This window comes from Paeniglutamicibacter gangotriensis Lz1y, from assembly GCF_000348945.1.
Classification (GTDB): domain Bacteria; phylum Actinomycetota; class Actinomycetes; order Actinomycetales; family Micrococcaceae; genus Paeniglutamicibacter; species Paeniglutamicibacter gangotriensis.
Window position 1 is genome coordinate 84,876 of sequence record NZ_AOCK01000002.1, and the last position, 14,695, is coordinate 99,570.

Below are 14,695 nucleotides of genomic sequence, written 5' to 3' on the forward strand. Positions count from 1 at the left end.
CACATGGGCCCAAAAACCGGCGACAGTCTCACCGACCCGTCGCCGAGGCGGAACCTGTGAACCCGCCAGACGGAGTGATCCGGCCACTTGGGAACCAAGGCCGGACGGATCCGCTGATGAAGTCAGTCGCCGGACGACGAAGGAGCAACATGGCACCGGTAGCATCCAACGCTTCAGCCGCGTCAGCACGGCCGGAGCAGGCACCCCTGCGGATCTTCTACGACCGTGTTGCCATTGCGCTGCTCGGATGCCTAGCCGTGCTGAGCGTTGTCATCGGCGGAGTGCTGGCCCTGTTCTCGGTAGTTTCCGGTTTCCTCCCGCTCGTGGGCCTGCTGGTGGCCATGGGAAGCTTCTCTGCGTTGCGCGGCCTGGCCGTGCGCGATCGCCGCACGAAACTGCTCGCCCGCCTTGAAACCACCCGCACCCGCGCCATGGAAAAAGAACAGACCGAGGTTGCCGCACCCGAGCGCAAGAGCGCCACGGTCTTTGACGCGCAGCCGGGCTCCAACAAGCGCGCCCCGCAGCTGACCGTGCAGGAACTACGTGCCGAGGCTCTGCGCATGGCCAACCACGGTGCAGCCATCCAGCGCCCCGAGGGCTGGGAACTGACTGAGATCCCGCTGCCACAATATGTTGTGGCCAACGCCGCCAAGCGTCCGGCACCTGCAGCGATCGAGACCGCCGAGGCACCGGCAGCCTCCTCCGGCATTTCGCTGCGCGCCTCGGAGGCCGCTGCCCGCCTGGCCGAAGCCACCACATTGCCCGGCGCACCGGCAGCCGATGCCTCGATCGCCGCGACTCCTGCCCCGGCAGCGACACCGGCCGCGTCCGCCGACGAGAAGCTCTCCGCCGCGAAGACCGCCCGTGCCCCGCGCGGCGAAGCCTCCGGGGAGAGGATCAACCTCGACGACGTCATGCAGCGTCGTCGCGCCTAACCGCGTGCAGCGCCTGTTGACATGACCTCCGGCGTCCCGGACCCGATTGGTCCGCCACCCAGCAGCGAGCCAGGGCAGCAAACCGCGCCGATCGATGCCACCGGCGGTCAAGAGGGCCTCAAGGATTCGGCAGCGCAGCGCGCCGAAAGCGAACGCGCGGACCAAGAACACCTAGAGGCCCTCCCCGAGGCCATCGGCGAACTCGTGCGGCGGCTCGGTGGCCAGATTCCCCCGGGCAATTGGGACTACCGCGATCACCGGATACGCATCCAGCACCGCCCCGGGGCAGGCATCAGTGCCATGTACCGGATGCCGGCGGGCACCGGCTTCAGCGAGCTGGGTCTGAGCACCGAGACCATCGAACCCGGCCTGGCCGGTGTCGCCAGCACCCGCGTCTTTGCCACGCACCGCCGCGAAGGCGTCACGGTCAGCGGCTGGATCCACCCACACGACCCGCGACTTCCAGGCCTGCACCTGGCCTCCAACCGCGCACTCGTCCGCGAGATATGGGGCGAAGGCGAACTGCTGATCGGATTGCGGACGATCGCCTACCGGCCGCTGCGCCGCGCGGTGCTCAGCGCCACCTTTGCCACGCTCGGGCCGCTGCGCATTAAACGCACCATCTACCTCAAGGTGGGAAAGCCGAAGGCGATCGCTGCGCTGCGTGCCCGTCACCTGCTGCTGGCCGACACCACTGTCCCTGTCCCTGGCATCATCTCCCGCCGCGCCCTGGGCACACCCACCTCGGACGGGAGCACCTCGAGCACACGCATGGGTGAGCCCGAGGATGCCGCGGGCGTGCTGGCGTTGGAGTCCGGCAGCGGTGTTCCGCTCTCCGCGGCCATCCGCCCCCATGCCGGAGCGGATCTCGACCCTGACGAGTTCATTGCGTTGCTTGATTCACTGCCGGGAAGTGTGATGGGCCTGGAACCCAAGGCCGCGTGGAGCGATTCGTTGCGACGCTACCTACAGGCAGCAACCCTGACCCTGCCGCACCGTGCGGAGTCGCTCGGGGACCTGGTCACCCGGATCGAAGAGCACCTGGCTGTTTCCGAACGTGGTCCGTTGGTACCGGCGCACGGGGACTTCTACGATGCGAATATCCTGCTGCAAAATTCGCGGATCAGCGCCTTGCTAGATCTTGATTCACTGGGCCCCGGCCACCGCATCGATGATCTGGCGTGCCTACTGGGACACCTAGCGGTGCTGCCCACGCTGGGGGAGAAGAACGCCGGGGCCGTGGCCGCATTGGAGCGTTTCGGGGAGGTGTTCCAGGGCCACGTGGACCCGCGGGGGTTGTGGGCCAGGGCCGCGGCGGTGGCCCTGACCCTGATCGCCGGTTCGCGGTCGCTAGGTGCAGAGCGCGGCGACGCGGTCGCCGAGGCCCGGCTGCAGGCGGTGGAAGCCCTGGTCTGCCGCGCCGATGCGTTCATCGGGGAAGAGTCGAGTCAAGGGCCATCCGCGGAAGAACCGTGAGCGGGTCTCTAGTGCCCGTCACCCGGTGCGGGAAGTTCGGTGGGGATCGGTCCGCCGAGTCCCTTGTGGTGGCCGAAGACCAACGTGGTCTCGGTGTGCCCCACGGATTCGTCGGTGGCCAGATAGTCAAGCACCCAGTCGCGTAGCGCCTCGGTGGAGCTGACGGCAATGTGCAGCAGATAGTCGGTGACCCCGGAGGTGTGGAACATCGAGAGCACCTCGGGAAGCTGAGGCATCTTCTGCGTGAACTTGTCGATCTCCACGCGGTCGTGCACCCGCAGCCGCACCGAGATCAGCGCCTGCACGCTGCGTCCCACCGCCGGCAGGCTCACCTCGGCGTGATATCCGGTGAGCACCCCACGGTCAATCAGGCTGCGGGTGCGCAGCAGCGCGGTGGAGGGAGCAATGCCCGATCGCTGCGCGAGCATCGCGTTGCTTATACGCGCATCGTTGACCAATTCCTGAATAATCCGTCGGTCAACGGCGTCAAGTTCAACCGGTTGTTGCGGAAAAGATGAAGGTGCCATGCTGATATTCCATCACAGTTGGTGACACTTCGGGAGCTGCGGTAGGCCGGAAAGCACCCGTCACACTCTAAAATGGGTAAATGACTACCTCCGTACCCGTTTCCAGCCGCGGATTCGACACCCGGCTGGCCGCCTATGCGCTGATCGTGCGCGATGGCTCCATCCTGCTGGCACTGTGGGACATGCGCGGCAGGGACGCAAGCTTCGTCCCGCGCTGGACGCTGCCCGGCGGGGGAGTGGAACTGGGTGAGGAGATCGAGAACGGCGCCGTGCGCGAGGTCGAGGAAGAAACCGGCTACCAGATACAAATCGATGCGCTGCTGTCCGTGGACTCTGGGACGATCCCGGCGCACCAGCGCTACAGCGGTACCCACCAACCCATGCAGACCGTCGCGGTGTTGTACTCCGCCACCATCACCGGCGGTGAGCTGCGCGACGAGACCGGCGGCACCACCAGTGCCGCCGCCTGGTTCCCGCTGGCCGATGTTCCATCGCTTAATCGTGTGGACCGGGTCGATGCCGCCATCGCGCACCACCAGCGCCACCAGCACCTTGCCTGAAGGAGAGTACTAAATGATTCGCTCCACCGGCCCGCTGGGCCTCACGGCCATCGGCGCACTGCTGCTGTCGCTGACCGCCTGCACCGCAGGATCCGAGGTCGACACCTCGCAGCCGACCACCACCCGCGAACTGGTGATCGTGCAGGGGCCCGATGCGCAGGACCAGGCCCTGGGCCACGCGTACCGTCAGATGCTCGATGACGCGGGCATCGAAGCCTCGCTGGCCAAAGCCGCCGATGACCCCGTCGCGGCGGTGCTGGCAGGCCACGCGGATGTGACGGTGGCCGGCTCCGGGGAACTGCTCGCTGCCCTGGAGAAGCTGCCTTCTTCGGCCGCGGAATCTTCCCCTGCCGCAGACTCCCCGGCAGGCACCTCGGAAGACTTGGGCCGGCCGGAGTCCACCTCCGGCGCAACAGCTCTGGACGCGGCACAGACCAAAAACACCCTGCATGCCCTTCAGCTGAGCGACTTCGCGGTCCTGGATTCGGCCGAGGCGCAAAGCACCGGCACCCTGGTCGTCACCGCCGCCACCAGCGCCGGGGAACAGCTGACCAACGTGCAGCAGCTGAGCACGCTGTGCTCCGAGCTGGAATTCGGCATCGTCGCCGACGAGGCCGCGCAACTGACCGACGAGCTGGCCACAATCCTGGACTGCGTGCCGGCAAAGGTCATCGAGCTCACCGCCCCCAACGCCCGCGGGGTGCTGCCGGTGATCACCGACGCCGTACAGGTCCAGGCCACCACGGTGGACAACGCAGGGATCGCCGACAACGCACTGGTGGTGCTCGAAGGCGCCGACGTGCTCTTCGCCCCGCAGACCATTACCCCGCTAATAACCACCCGCGAGGTAGGCCAAGACGCGGTCAAGGCGCTGAACAAGCTCTCCGGTGCGCTGAAGCAGGAAGACCTGCTGGAACTGGACCGGATGGTCACCGGCCGTGACGCCGTTCAACCGGCGCGCGCAGCAAGCGATTGGCTCGCCGAGAAGGACATGCTCGACGCCGGCTGATGACGCAACGGCGTCATACCCCGCATATGGTCCCGAGTTGTCTTGCTCACATTGGTCGCCCGCCCGTTACCCCGAATGAGAAAGTAGTCTCATGCCAGATTTTAAGCAGTCCACGAAACTCCACAACGTGCTTTACGACATTCGCGGGCCGCTGTTGGAGCACGCCCAGCGGATGGAGGCCGAGGGCCAGCGCATCCTGAAGCTGAACATCGGCAACCCGGCGCCCTTCGGTTTCGAGGCTCCCGACGCGATCCTCGTGGACATGATGCGCAACCTGCCCCACGCGCAGGGTTACTCGGACTCCCGCGGGATCTTCTCCGCGCGCACCGCGGTCTCGCAGTACTACCAGACCCGCGGCATCCAAACCATCGGCGTTGACGATGTCTACCTGGGCAACGGAGTCTCCGAGCTGATCACCCTGTCGCTGAACGCGCTGCTGAACAACGGCGACGAGGTGCTGATCCCGGCCCCCGACTACCCGCTGTGGACCGCCTCGGTCTCGCTGACCGGCGGCACCCCGGTGCACTACCTCAACACCGAGGAAGAGGGCTGGCTGCCGGATCTTGAAGACATGGAAGCGAAGATCACCGCCCGCACCAAGGGCATCGTGATCATCAACCCCAACAACCCCACCGGCGCGGTGTACCCCAAGGAAACCCTCGAGGGGATCCTGGAGCTGGCCCGCAAGCACCAACTGATCGTGTTCTCCGATGAGATCTACGAGAAGATCCTCTACGACGACGCGGTACACATCAACACCGCGTCATTGGCCGACGATGTGTTGGTGCTGACCTTCTCCGGGCTCTCCAAGGCCTACCGGGTCTGCGGCTTCCGCGCCGGCTGGATGGCCATCTCCGGGCCCAAGCACCTGGCTCACGACTACATCGAGGGCATCAACCTGCTCACCAACATGCGCCTGTGCGCCAACGTGCCCGGCCAGCACGCGATCCAGACGGCCTTGGGCGGCTACCAGTCGATCAACGACCTGATCCTGCCCGGCGGCCGGCTCAAAGAGCAGCGCGACATCGCCTACAAGATGCTTAACGAGATCCCCGGGGTCTCCGTACAGCAGGCCAAGGGCGCCATGTACCTGTTCCCGAAGCTTGACCGCGAGGTCTATCCGATCCATGACGATGCCGCCTTCGCCCTGGAACTGCTCAAGGCGCAGAAGATGCTCATCACCCAGGGCACCGCGTTCAACTGGGTCGCCCCGGACCACTTCCGTCTGGTGACCCTCCCTGCGGTGCGCGATCTCGAGGACGCCATCGGCCGCATTGCCGAGTTCCTCGAGGACCTGCGCGAGGGCAAGATCAACGTGTAGTTCCGGCGCCCAAGAATCATGCTGACGCGCAGCAGCGCGGCAGCGGGCGCGTCTGCCCCCTAAGATCCCCGAACAACCACGGGATCGGGAGGGCGGACGCGCCCATTTTTGTGCCAGGAAGTGGGCGCGGGAACCCCCAAGGTCAAGGCCCATGCCGTACGCTGGCAAACACCAGGCGGACGAGTGGAAAGTTGCAACCATGAGCAAGAAACACCAAGCCAAGCCCGCAAAACCCTTTGGCGAGGTGGCACAGCAGGTGCTGGCTGCCTCCGGGGAGTTCAACTTGGCGGAGATTGACCCCTCATCGACCCCCGGTTACGTGGGCGACAAGAAATCCGGTGTACGGGACCTTGCTGCCGTGGGGCTGGAGCTGAGCGAACTACAGGAACGCTTTTTTGCCGCATCGCGTTTCGGGGCTAAACACAAGATCCTGCTGGTCTTGCAGGGCATGGACACCTCGGGCAAGGGCGGCATCGTGCGCCACGTCATCGGTGCCGTGGACCCCCAGGGCGTCACCCACCACGCTTTCAAGGCCCCCACCGCGGCCGAGGCCAAGCGCGACTTCCTCTGGCGGATCACCAAGCAGCTGCCAGGCGCCGGCTACATCGGGGTCTTCGACCGCTCACACTACGAGGACGTGCTGATCCACAAGGTGCGGGGCCTCTCGGATCCGCAGGAGATCGAGCGCCGCTATTCGGCGATCAACGACTTCGAGGCGTCCCTGGCGGAAAAGCACACCACCGTCATCAAGGTGATGCTGCATATCTCCAACGAGGAGCAGCGCGATCGCCTGGCCGAACGTCTTCAGCGCGAAGACAAGTACTGGAAGTTCAACCCGTCCGACATCGACGAGCGCGAAGTCTGGGACGGCTACATGGAGGCCTACGAAACCGCGATCCGGCGCACCCACACCCCTGCCGCTCCGTGGTTCATCATCCCCGCCGACCGCAAGTGGTATGCCCGGCTGGCCGTGGCGACCCTGCTGGCCCAGGCGCTGAAGGACATCGACCCGCAGTGGCCGGCGGCGGACTTTGATATCGAAGAGCAACAACGACGTCTGGCCGCCTCCTGAGCCACCTCATCGTGATCCCCCTGATCCCCTGAAGCCAGGAACCAGCGGTCTCAGGCCGCTTCGGGCAGGGGAGGGGTGCGAATGATCCGGGGCAGGAACCTGACGAAGAGGACCATACCGATGAGTTCGATCAGTGTCTGGGTGAGAACGACCAGCGCGGCAAGGGCCAACGGTTCGGGCAGCGCCAGCGCCAGTGGAAGCACCACCAATGAATTGCGGGTGGCGCCGCTGAACACCGCTGCACGCGTTGCCGCGACGTCCAAGCGTGCAGGTTTGGCCACCAACATCCCCAACGGCACCATCACCAGCAGGAACGCGGCATAGATCGGCACCAGCACCAGCAGCGAGCCCAGCTCCCGAGCGACACCGCTGATCTGCGAACCAACCACCACCGCCAGGGTCGCCATCATCAGCGGAACCATCAACCCCTGCATGAGAGCCATGAGGCCCCGGCCCGCCGCTGCCTTGCGCGCCAATGCCTGCGTCAGTGCCGCCGCGGCCAGCGGAATGAGGATCAGCACCACCAAGGCCCGGATAAAAGGTTCAGGGTCGATGGCCGAGACCACCTCGGGGCCGATGAAAAGCAACAAATACACGGGCAGCAGCAGCATCTGCAGCAGCATCAGCACCGGTGCTGCGGCCAATAATCGCTCACTGGCCCCACCTGCCAGCCCGGTGAACACAATCACATAGTCGATGCACGGGGTCAGTAGCACCAGCAGGACGCCCAGGAGCAGGGCCTGATCCCCGGCGATGAATCGCGTCAGGCCAAAAACCACTAAGGGAACAACCACGAAGTTCAGCACCAGGATGGTGCCCATGAACTTCAGGTCCTTGGCGGCAGTGCCGATGGAGGCAAAAGGAATACCCAGGAACGTGGCGAAAAGCAACAGGCCCAGCACCGGATTGATCGAGTGTTCCAGTGCTCCAGCGGAACCCGGGGCCAAGAATCCGAGGATCCCACCGAACAGGATCGCCACGAGGTACAGACCGATCTGATGGTGTTCCATCCGTGCCATGAGGTTCTGGGGTTTCACCCTGCCCATGCTAGGTCAGCGCATCGGGCAGCCCGCAATTGCTCGCGGACCTGCTGGAGGCGGGACGAGCCATCGGGCAGCCGGACAACAACCGTTGGCGCGATCCTGTGGGCCATCACCGGCACATGCGGCAATCACCGAAGGAATGAGCCAACGCTTCCCCTGGCCGCCCCGAAGAAACGCAGAGTGTCCTCGAGAGAAATGAATCCGCCACGCAGTCGCGCCAGGGCCTTGCGCGGGGCCAAGGGCCCTGCACGGGTCCATGGGAGAGAGCACTAACAATCTGTACGCCACCGGAAGCGGTGGTGCCTTTCTGGCAGCTACTGCTCCTCGGGCCCGCGTGCGGCATCAAGCCGCGCCGTGGCACCCTGCAGCCAGGCCTCGCAGCGGGCGGCAAGCGACTCGCCACGCTCCCACAGCGCCAGGGACTGCTCCAGGGTTGCGGCCCCGGCCTCAAGCTGAGCGACCACCGCCACCAGTTCCTCACGGGCCTGCTCGTAGCTCAACTGCGCAATGTCGGTGTTTGCTGCTTCGGTGTTCATGGGGTGGTTCCTTCTTCCGGGGTATGGCTGGAGGTGACGGTGGCATCGAGCCGGCCGTGGGCCAGCCGCACGGCCAACAAGCTGCCGACCGGTGCCTCGTCGGCGGAACGAATGATTGAACCGTCGGCGTGCTGGATGACCGAGTAGCCGCGGTCCAGGGTCTGCTGCGGGGAGAGCGCGCGGACCTGGGCCCGCAGATGCGCGATCGAGTCGTGTCCGCGGACCAAGGATCCGCGCATCGCCAAGGTGCTGCGTTGGCCCAGGCGCACAACGTCCTCGCGGCGCGCCTGGACCATAGTCTGCGGGAACGCCAGCACCGGGCGGGCACGCACCGAGGCGATGCGCTGTCTCTCGCGTTCCACGTTGGCCCGCACCGCGCGGTCCAACCGGTTCCGTGCCTGGGCCAGATTCGCCAGTTCATCGGCGAGGTCGGGGACCACACGCTTGGCCGCATCTGTGGGGGTGGAAGCACGCACATCGGCGACGTCGTCGAGGATCGGGCGGTCAGCCTCGTGGCCGATCGCCGAGATCACCGGGGTGGTGCAGGCCGATACCGCGCGCACCAGCTCCTCGGAGCTAAACGGCAGCAGGTCCTCCAGCGCACCACCGCCGCGGGCAATGATGATCACCTCGACCTCGTCATTTGCATCAAGCTCGCGCAGCGCGGCGATGACCTCGGCGACGGCATTAACCCCTTGCACCGCGGTGTTGCGGATGTCGAAGGCCACCGCCGGCCAGCGCAGCGACGCATTGCGGATCACGTCCTTTTCCGCATCCGAGTCCCGCCCGGTGATCAGTCCGATGCGCCCGGGCAGCAGGGGAAGTGGTTGTTTGCGCGCCGGGTCGAAGAGCCCCTCGTCGAAGAGCGCACGGCGGAGCTTTTCCAGCCGGGCCAGCAGATCGCCCAGGCCCACCGGGCGCAGGTCAAACGCGTTGAGCGATAACCGCCCGGTCTTGGCGTAGAAGCTGGGCTTCACCCGTGCCACCACCCGCGAGCCGACCTCCGGTGCGGTATCCAGCGAGCGCATCACCGAGGCCCAGACCGTGACGGAAAACGATTGGTCGGCGTCCACATCGCGCAGCACCAGATAGGCGTGCCCGTTGCGGATATTGGCTTCCAGCAGCTGGCCCTCCACCCACACCTGGGGGGAGTTCTCGATGTGAATTTTCAGCTTGTCGCTGAGCACCCGCAGCGGCCAAGGGTTCTCCACCGTCGTCTGCGCCGCGGTGCTCGGCAGCGAACTGCTTCTTTTCTGTGCTTGCTCCACGTGGCTGCGGGCCTTCCTGGGGTGCTGGTGCGGCTGCCCGTACGGGCAAGAGGGGTGGGGGTTCAACGGTGCCACCGGGTTTCGAAACTATATCAACACCCATTTCTACCAGTAACGTGGGACAAAACGCCCCAAGGCGGGAGCATCCGTGAGCGCACGGACAGCTCGCGCGGGCGAAAGACGAAGGAGCACCGGGGACATGGACGCAATGATCCGCAACACCCTTGCCGCTGTGCTGGTGGTCCTCGCGGTGCTGGGCGGCGGGGCAGCGATGCTCGGCGCCCACGCGGCGGCCCTGGTTGATACCCCCGGCCCGCTGCAACGCATCCTCGGTCCGCTGGCCACCGACCCGGAGCTGGCCCAGCTGCTGCCCGAGCGTCTGGGGGAGGAACTTTCCCAGCAGATCACGGCCCAGAGCGCCGTCCCGCAATTGGCTGCGGGCCCCCTTCGCCGCGCCGTGACCACCAGCGTCGGGGCACTGCTGGATGAGCCGGGCTTCGGCACCGCGTGGGAGGACACCATCGAAGCATCCCGCGCGGACTTCACTTCCAGGCTTGACGTCGCCGCCGGCCCGGGCGCCGAACAGGTCACCGTGCGCCTGGACATCGCCCCGCTGCTGGGGTCTGGCTACGACGCCCTGCTGGCTTCGCTACAGGGCTCGGCCCTGGGCAACCTGCTGCCAGCAGAAATCCAGGGCCCGCCGGTGCTCCTGGACACCGGGTGGCCACAGGCAGATCAGCTGGCCACGCGTACGTTGAATTCCTGGCTGACGGTGGCTCGCGGCTGGGGATGGCTGGCGGCAGGGGCCGTGCTGGCCGCCGTGGCGGGGATGCTGCTTGGCACCCGGGCCGGGCGCCCCTGGCTGATGCTCGCCGGCGGCGGCACCGCGCTGGTGCTCGGGGCTGCGGCACGGGCCTGGTTCACCTCGCTGGGCGCTTCGGGGGCTCAAACCTCGGTCACGGAGCTGGAGAGTTTGGTCACCCATCGGCTGCTGGAATCGTTGGCCGGTGAATTCGGTTCCGTCACCACAACCCTGCTTGGTTGCGGCATCGCGGCGCTGCTGCTTGGCGCCGGCTGGGCCTGGTGGCACACACGAGCCCCGGCTGACCGTCAGGAACCTGACGCGGGAGCCTAGGCCGGTGGCGGAACCCGTCCACCGATTTTGCCCACCCCAGTAGACTTGGGTCCATGGCTACCAGTTCCACCGTTCAGGTTTCCCTTCCGATGCCCAAGATCCCGCGTGCCCGTCGCTCGCCGGCCGACATCGCCGCTGCGGCGCCCGTGACCGGCGAACGCCACGTGCTGCTGGCCGCCCCGCGCGGCTACTGCGCCGGCGTCGATCGTGCAGTGATCGCCGTCGAGAAAGCGTTGGAGCACTACGGTGCCCCGGTCTACGTGCGCAAGCAGATCGTGCACAATCTCCATGTGGTCTCCACTCTCGAGGCGCGCGGCGCGATCTTCGTGGAGGAAAACGACGAGGTGCCCGAGGGCGCACTGGTGGTCTTCTCCGCCCACGGTGTCTCCCCGGCGGTCGTCGCCTCGGCCGCGGACCGCAATCTGCGCACCATCGATGCCACCTGCCCGCTGGTGACCAAGGTTCACAAGGAAGCGGTGCGTTTCGCCCGTGAAGACTACGAGATCCTGCTGATCGGGCACGAAGGCCACGAAGAGGTTGAGGGGACCTTCGGCGAGGCGCCGGATCACACGCAGATCGTGAACAACCCCGATGAGGCAGACATCATCGAGGTCTCCAACCCCGACAAGCTCATCTGGCTCTCGCAGACCACCCTGAGTGTGGACGAGACCATGGAGACGGTCCGCCGCCTGCGCGCCCGCTTCCCCAAGTTGCAAGATCCGCCCAGCGATGACATCTGCTACGCCACGACCAACCGCCAAGACGCGATCAAGGCCATCTCCCCGAAGAGTGACCTGGTCATCGTCGTTGGTTCGGCGAACTCCTCGAACTCGGTGCGTCTGGTGGAGGTAGCCCTGGAATACGGGGCGAAGGCCGCCTACCGTGTGGACTACGCCTCGGAGGTTGATGAGGCCTGGTTCGAGGGCGTGGCGACCGTCGGGGTGACCTCCGGCGCCTCGGTTCCCGAGGTGTTGGTCCGCGACGTGCTGGCACTGCTGGCCGACTACGGCTACGGCAGCGTCGAGGAAGTCACCACTGCCCAGGAAGACATCCTCTTCTCGCTGCCCAAGGAAATCCGCGCGAAGCTCAAGGAAGCCGGCGATGATTCCCGCGGACCTGGCGGTCGCATCACCAAGTCAGACATCAGCAGCTGACTCTTCGCGCACCCCACATAGGTGGAGTGCCGAGTGCTTCGCCGGTGGCGTGGCGGACCCCACGGGGTTTCCGCCACGCCACCGGTGTTTAACCACCGACGTGCCGTGAGCCTTGGAGCTCCATTGCGGCGCCACGGGATCGGGCCAAGCATTGGGGGCCGCCACCGCTGCGGCGCGCGCGCTGGCCACCGTGATCCGATCGGCCCGACCCCGCGTGGCAGCACCCGGAATGATCCCGCTCACCGGCGTGCAAAAAGCCGTGAAGCGGTACCTGGAATACACATCACAGGCCCTGCCCGCACCACGGGTGGGTTTTGAGCGGTAGACTCTACTCCCGTGGCACTTACAATCGGAATCGTCGGACTGCCCAATGTCGGCAAGTCAACCATGTTCAATGCACTTACCCGCGCGCAGGTACTCGCGGCCAACTATCCTTTCGCGACCATCGAACCCAATGTGGGTGTCGTACCGCTGCCGGATGCACGCCTGAAGGTGCTCGCGTCGATCTTCGGCTCCGAGCGCATCCTGCCGGCGACGGTGTCCTTCGTGGACATCGCCGGCATCGTCAAGGGCGCCTCGGAAGGTGAAGGACTGGGAAATAAGTTCCTGGCCAACATCCGCGAAGCCGAAGCGATCTGCCAGGTGACGCGCGCGTTCTCTGACCCCGACGTGATCCACGTCGATGGCAAGGTGGACCCTGCCTCGGATATCGAGACGATCGCCACCGAGCTGATCCTCGCGGATATGCAGACCATCGAGAACCAGCTGCCCCGCCTCGAAAAGGAACTGCGCGCCAAAAAGATCGAGGCCTCTTTCCTCGAGACGGTCAAGGCAGCGCAGAAGGTACTGGAAGAGGGCAAGACGCTCTACGCCGCAGGCAAGGCCGCGGGAATCGACATCGATGAGCTGGGTCCGCTGCAGCTGATGACCACCAAGCCGTTCATCTACGTCTTCAACACCGACGAAGAGGGCCTGGCGAACACCGCCATGCAGGAGGAACTCTCCGCCCTTGTCGCCCCGGCCGAAGCCATCTTCCTGGACGCGCAGTTCGAGTCCGAGCTAGCCGAGCTGGAAGAAGACGAAGCAGCCGAGATGATGGAAGATGCGGGCATCGTCGAGTCCGGGCTGGGCAAGCTGGCACGCGTCGGCTTCGACACCCTTGGCCTGCAGACCTACCTGACCGCAGGCCCGAAGGAAACACGCGCCTGGACCGTTCCCAAGGGAGCCACCGCTCCCGAGGCTGCCGGAGTCATCCACACCGACTTCCAGCGCGGCTTCATCAAGGCCGAGGTCTTCGGCTTCGACGAATTGGTCGAGGCCGGTTCGGTCGCTGCGGCCAAGGCTGCCGGCAAGGCCCGCATTGAGGGCAAGGAATACATCATGAAGGACGGCGACGTCGTGGAGTTCCGCTTCAACGTGTAAAGCGCCTAGAAAACGCTCTTCGGATCTCTGTCCGAGGAGCGTTTTCTGGTGTCTCTGGTGATGCTGCCGCCTTTGCTGGCGGTCGCCCCAGACACTCTCGAAATATGGTGGCTGTCCCTAGATTGATATCACGCGATATAATTGGACCATGGTGAATCCAGTTCGATCGCTTCGAGAGGCTGCCGGCTTGAGCCAAGCAGAGCTCGCCCGGCGGTCCGGGGTTGCTCAGCCGAATATTGCCTCCTATGAAGCTGGGCGGCGCAGCGTCTCAGCCATGATGCTTGAACGCCTGCGGATGGCCGCGCGGCCATTGCCTCGTGATGCGCTCGTTGCGCGCCGTGCCGAACTTGTGAGCCTTGCTGGCCGGTATGGCTTCGACAACGTCCGCGTATTTGGCTCGGCGGCCCGCGGTACAGATGGCCCTGGTAGTGATCTGGACATCTTGGTCACCCGATCGCCCGGCACCGGGTTGCTCACGATCGCGGCGTTCGCTGCTGACGCGAGCGATTTGCTCGGAGTCGAGGTCGATGTGGTGACCGACGGCGGCTTGAGTGCCGGTCATGAGATCTTGGCGACGGCGCTCCCAGTATGAACATGCGTGATGATGCGGCTCTCACGGAGATCGTCCGGTTGTGCGGTGTCGGAGCAAATCTGGTGGCACGCGGTGACGAGTGGTACCTCGGGGACCCTGACAACGTTCCGGGTCTCGCGGCAGAGTCGCTGATCATCAAGATTGGTGAGAATGTGGCTCGGCTGAGCGACGCCACGACCGCCCGGCATCCCGAAGTTCCGTGGTCCTTGATCAAGCGGATGCGGGACCGCCTGGCGCATCATTGTGAGGGCACCGACTATGGTGCGCTCTGGGATACGCTGATCGTCGACCTGCCGGTGATCAGTGGATACATCCAGTCGCTCTCAGCAGAGTGAAGCCGCTAGGCCATTCGAAGGAAAGGTTGCTACGTACCGGAACTCGGTGGATTCCCGCTTCAACGTGTAGGTCCTGACCTCCAAGAAACTTTTGCGATGGCCGCCAAGAACACCTGTTCTTGGCGGCCATCGCTTTTTCGCGCGGTTGCCACCTCCAGGGAGCCAGCACTTTTTCTGCGTATCGATCCAGTGCTCAAACTCGTGGCCGCAATCAAAGTCCGCCAAAGAACTTCAGGCAACGATCTTTCTTGAAGTTCGGTACCCGCCGCTGACGCGTCTGCAGAGGCCGAATTAGTATGTCACGGACGGC

15 protein-coding genes are annotated in these 14,695 nt (G+C 65.3%); 11 read left to right on the forward strand and 4 right to left on the reverse strand.

What is annotated here, in order from left to right:
- The first annotated feature begins 149 nt into the window (after nucleotides 1–149).
- Together ADIAG_RS03410 and ADIAG_RS03415 are read left to right on the forward strand one after the other, a co-directional pair.
- Nucleotides 150–935 (forward strand): hypothetical protein, encoded by a 786-nt coding sequence (locus ADIAG_RS03410; protein WP_007269907.1) that lies wholly within the window; start codon nucleotides 150–152, stop codon nucleotides 933–935.
- 21 nt (nucleotides 936–956) lie between these two features.
- On the forward strand, nucleotides 957–2,411 hold the full coding sequence (locus ADIAG_RS03415) for a phosphotransferase (RefSeq protein WP_007269908.1): 1,455 nt from the start codon (nucleotides 957–959) through the stop codon (nucleotides 2,409–2,411).
- A gap of 8 nt (nucleotides 2,412–2,419) precedes the next feature.
- On the opposite strand, the gene ADIAG_RS03420 is transcribed toward ADIAG_RS03415, so the two are convergent.
- Entirely contained in the window at nucleotides 2,420–2,938 is a 519-nt protein-coding gene (locus ADIAG_RS03420) for an Lrp/AsnC family transcriptional regulator (protein ID WP_007269909.1), read from the reverse strand.
- 80 nt (nucleotides 2,939–3,018) lie between these two features.
- Between ADIAG_RS03420 and ADIAG_RS03425 the strand changes: the two genes are divergently transcribed.
- From ADIAG_RS03425 to ADIAG_RS03440, 4 genes are all read left to right on the forward strand, one after another.
- Nucleotides 3,019–3,498: an NUDIX hydrolase gene (locus ADIAG_RS03425; RefSeq protein ID WP_007269910.1), complete on the forward strand. Its 480-nt coding sequence runs from the start codon at nucleotides 3,019–3,021 to the stop codon at nucleotides 3,496–3,498.
- A gap of 13 nt (nucleotides 3,499–3,511) precedes the next feature.
- On the forward strand, nucleotides 3,512–4,507 hold the full coding sequence (locus ADIAG_RS03430; RefSeq protein ID WP_007269911.1) for a glycine betaine ABC transporter substrate-binding protein: 996 nt from the start codon (nucleotides 3,512–3,514) through the stop codon (nucleotides 4,505–4,507).
- A gap of 91 nt (nucleotides 4,508–4,598) precedes the next feature.
- Nucleotides 4,599–5,828: a pyridoxal phosphate-dependent aminotransferase gene (locus ADIAG_RS03435; protein ID WP_007269912.1), complete on the forward strand. Its 1,230-nt coding sequence runs from the start codon at nucleotides 4,599–4,601 to the stop codon at nucleotides 5,826–5,828.
- A gap of 199 nt (nucleotides 5,829–6,027) precedes the next feature.
- Nucleotides 6,028–6,900 carry a PPK2 family polyphosphate kinase gene (locus ADIAG_RS03440; protein ID WP_152426036.1) on the forward strand — a complete coding sequence of 291 codons (873 nt, stop codon included), beginning with the start codon at nucleotides 6,028–6,030 and terminating at the stop codon, nucleotides 6,898–6,900.
- 50 nt (nucleotides 6,901–6,950) lie between these two features.
- Here the strand turns inward: ADIAG_RS03440 and ADIAG_RS03445 are convergent, their stop codons facing one another.
- The 3 genes from ADIAG_RS03445 to xseA form a co-directional block, all read right to left on the reverse strand.
- The gene (locus ADIAG_RS03445) at nucleotides 6,951–7,946 is read right to left on the reverse strand and encodes an arsenic resistance protein (RefSeq protein ID WP_007269914.1); all 996 of its coding nucleotides are present in this window, start codon (nucleotides 7,944–7,946) and stop codon (nucleotides 6,951–6,953) included.
- Nucleotides 7,947–8,257: 311 nt separating this feature from the next.
- Nucleotides 8,258–8,479: an exodeoxyribonuclease VII small subunit gene (locus ADIAG_RS03450; protein WP_007269915.1), complete on the reverse strand. Its 222-nt coding sequence runs from the start codon at nucleotides 8,477–8,479 to the stop codon at nucleotides 8,258–8,260.
- On the reverse strand, nucleotides 8,476–9,747 hold the full coding sequence (xseA, locus tag ADIAG_RS03455; RefSeq protein ID WP_007269916.1) for an exodeoxyribonuclease VII large subunit: 1,272 nt from the start codon (nucleotides 9,745–9,747) through the stop codon (nucleotides 8,476–8,478). Before xseA ends, ADIAG_RS03450 begins: the two co-directional genes overlap by 4 nt.
- 199 nt (nucleotides 9,748–9,946) lie before the next feature.
- On the opposite strand from xseA, the gene ADIAG_RS03460 reads away from it, so the two are divergent.
- The 5 genes from ADIAG_RS03460 (at nucleotide 9,947) to ADIAG_RS03480 (ending at nucleotide 14,385) form a co-directional block, all read left to right on the forward strand.
- Nucleotides 9,947–10,882 (forward strand): hypothetical protein, encoded by a 936-nt coding sequence (locus tag ADIAG_RS03460; RefSeq protein WP_007269917.1) that lies wholly within the window; start codon nucleotides 9,947–9,949, stop codon nucleotides 10,880–10,882.
- A gap of 53 nt (nucleotides 10,883–10,935) precedes the next feature.
- Nucleotides 10,936–12,036 carry a 4-hydroxy-3-methylbut-2-enyl diphosphate reductase gene (locus ADIAG_RS03465; RefSeq protein ID WP_007269918.1) on the forward strand — a complete coding sequence of 367 codons (1,101 nt, stop codon included), beginning with the start codon at nucleotides 10,936–10,938 and terminating at the stop codon, nucleotides 12,034–12,036.
- Nucleotides 12,037–12,372: 336 nt separating this feature from the next.
- On the forward strand, nucleotides 12,373–13,458 hold the full coding sequence (gene ychF / locus ADIAG_RS03470; RefSeq protein ID WP_007269919.1) for a redox-regulated ATPase YchF: 1,086 nt from the start codon (nucleotides 12,373–12,375) through the stop codon (nucleotides 13,456–13,458).
- Nucleotides 13,459–13,606: 148 nt separating this feature from the next.
- Nucleotides 13,607–14,050, forward strand: a complete 444-nt coding sequence (locus ADIAG_RS03475; protein ID WP_083873894.1) for a helix-turn-helix domain-containing protein — start codon at nucleotides 13,607–13,609, stop codon at nucleotides 14,048–14,050.
- Nucleotides 14,047–14,385 carry a HepT-like ribonuclease domain-containing protein gene (locus ADIAG_RS03480; protein WP_007269921.1) on the forward strand — a complete coding sequence of 113 codons (339 nt, stop codon included), beginning with the start codon at nucleotides 14,047–14,049 and terminating at the stop codon, nucleotides 14,383–14,385. Before ADIAG_RS03475 ends, ADIAG_RS03480 begins: the two co-directional genes overlap by 4 nt.
- Nucleotides 14,386–14,695 lie beyond the last annotated feature (310 nt).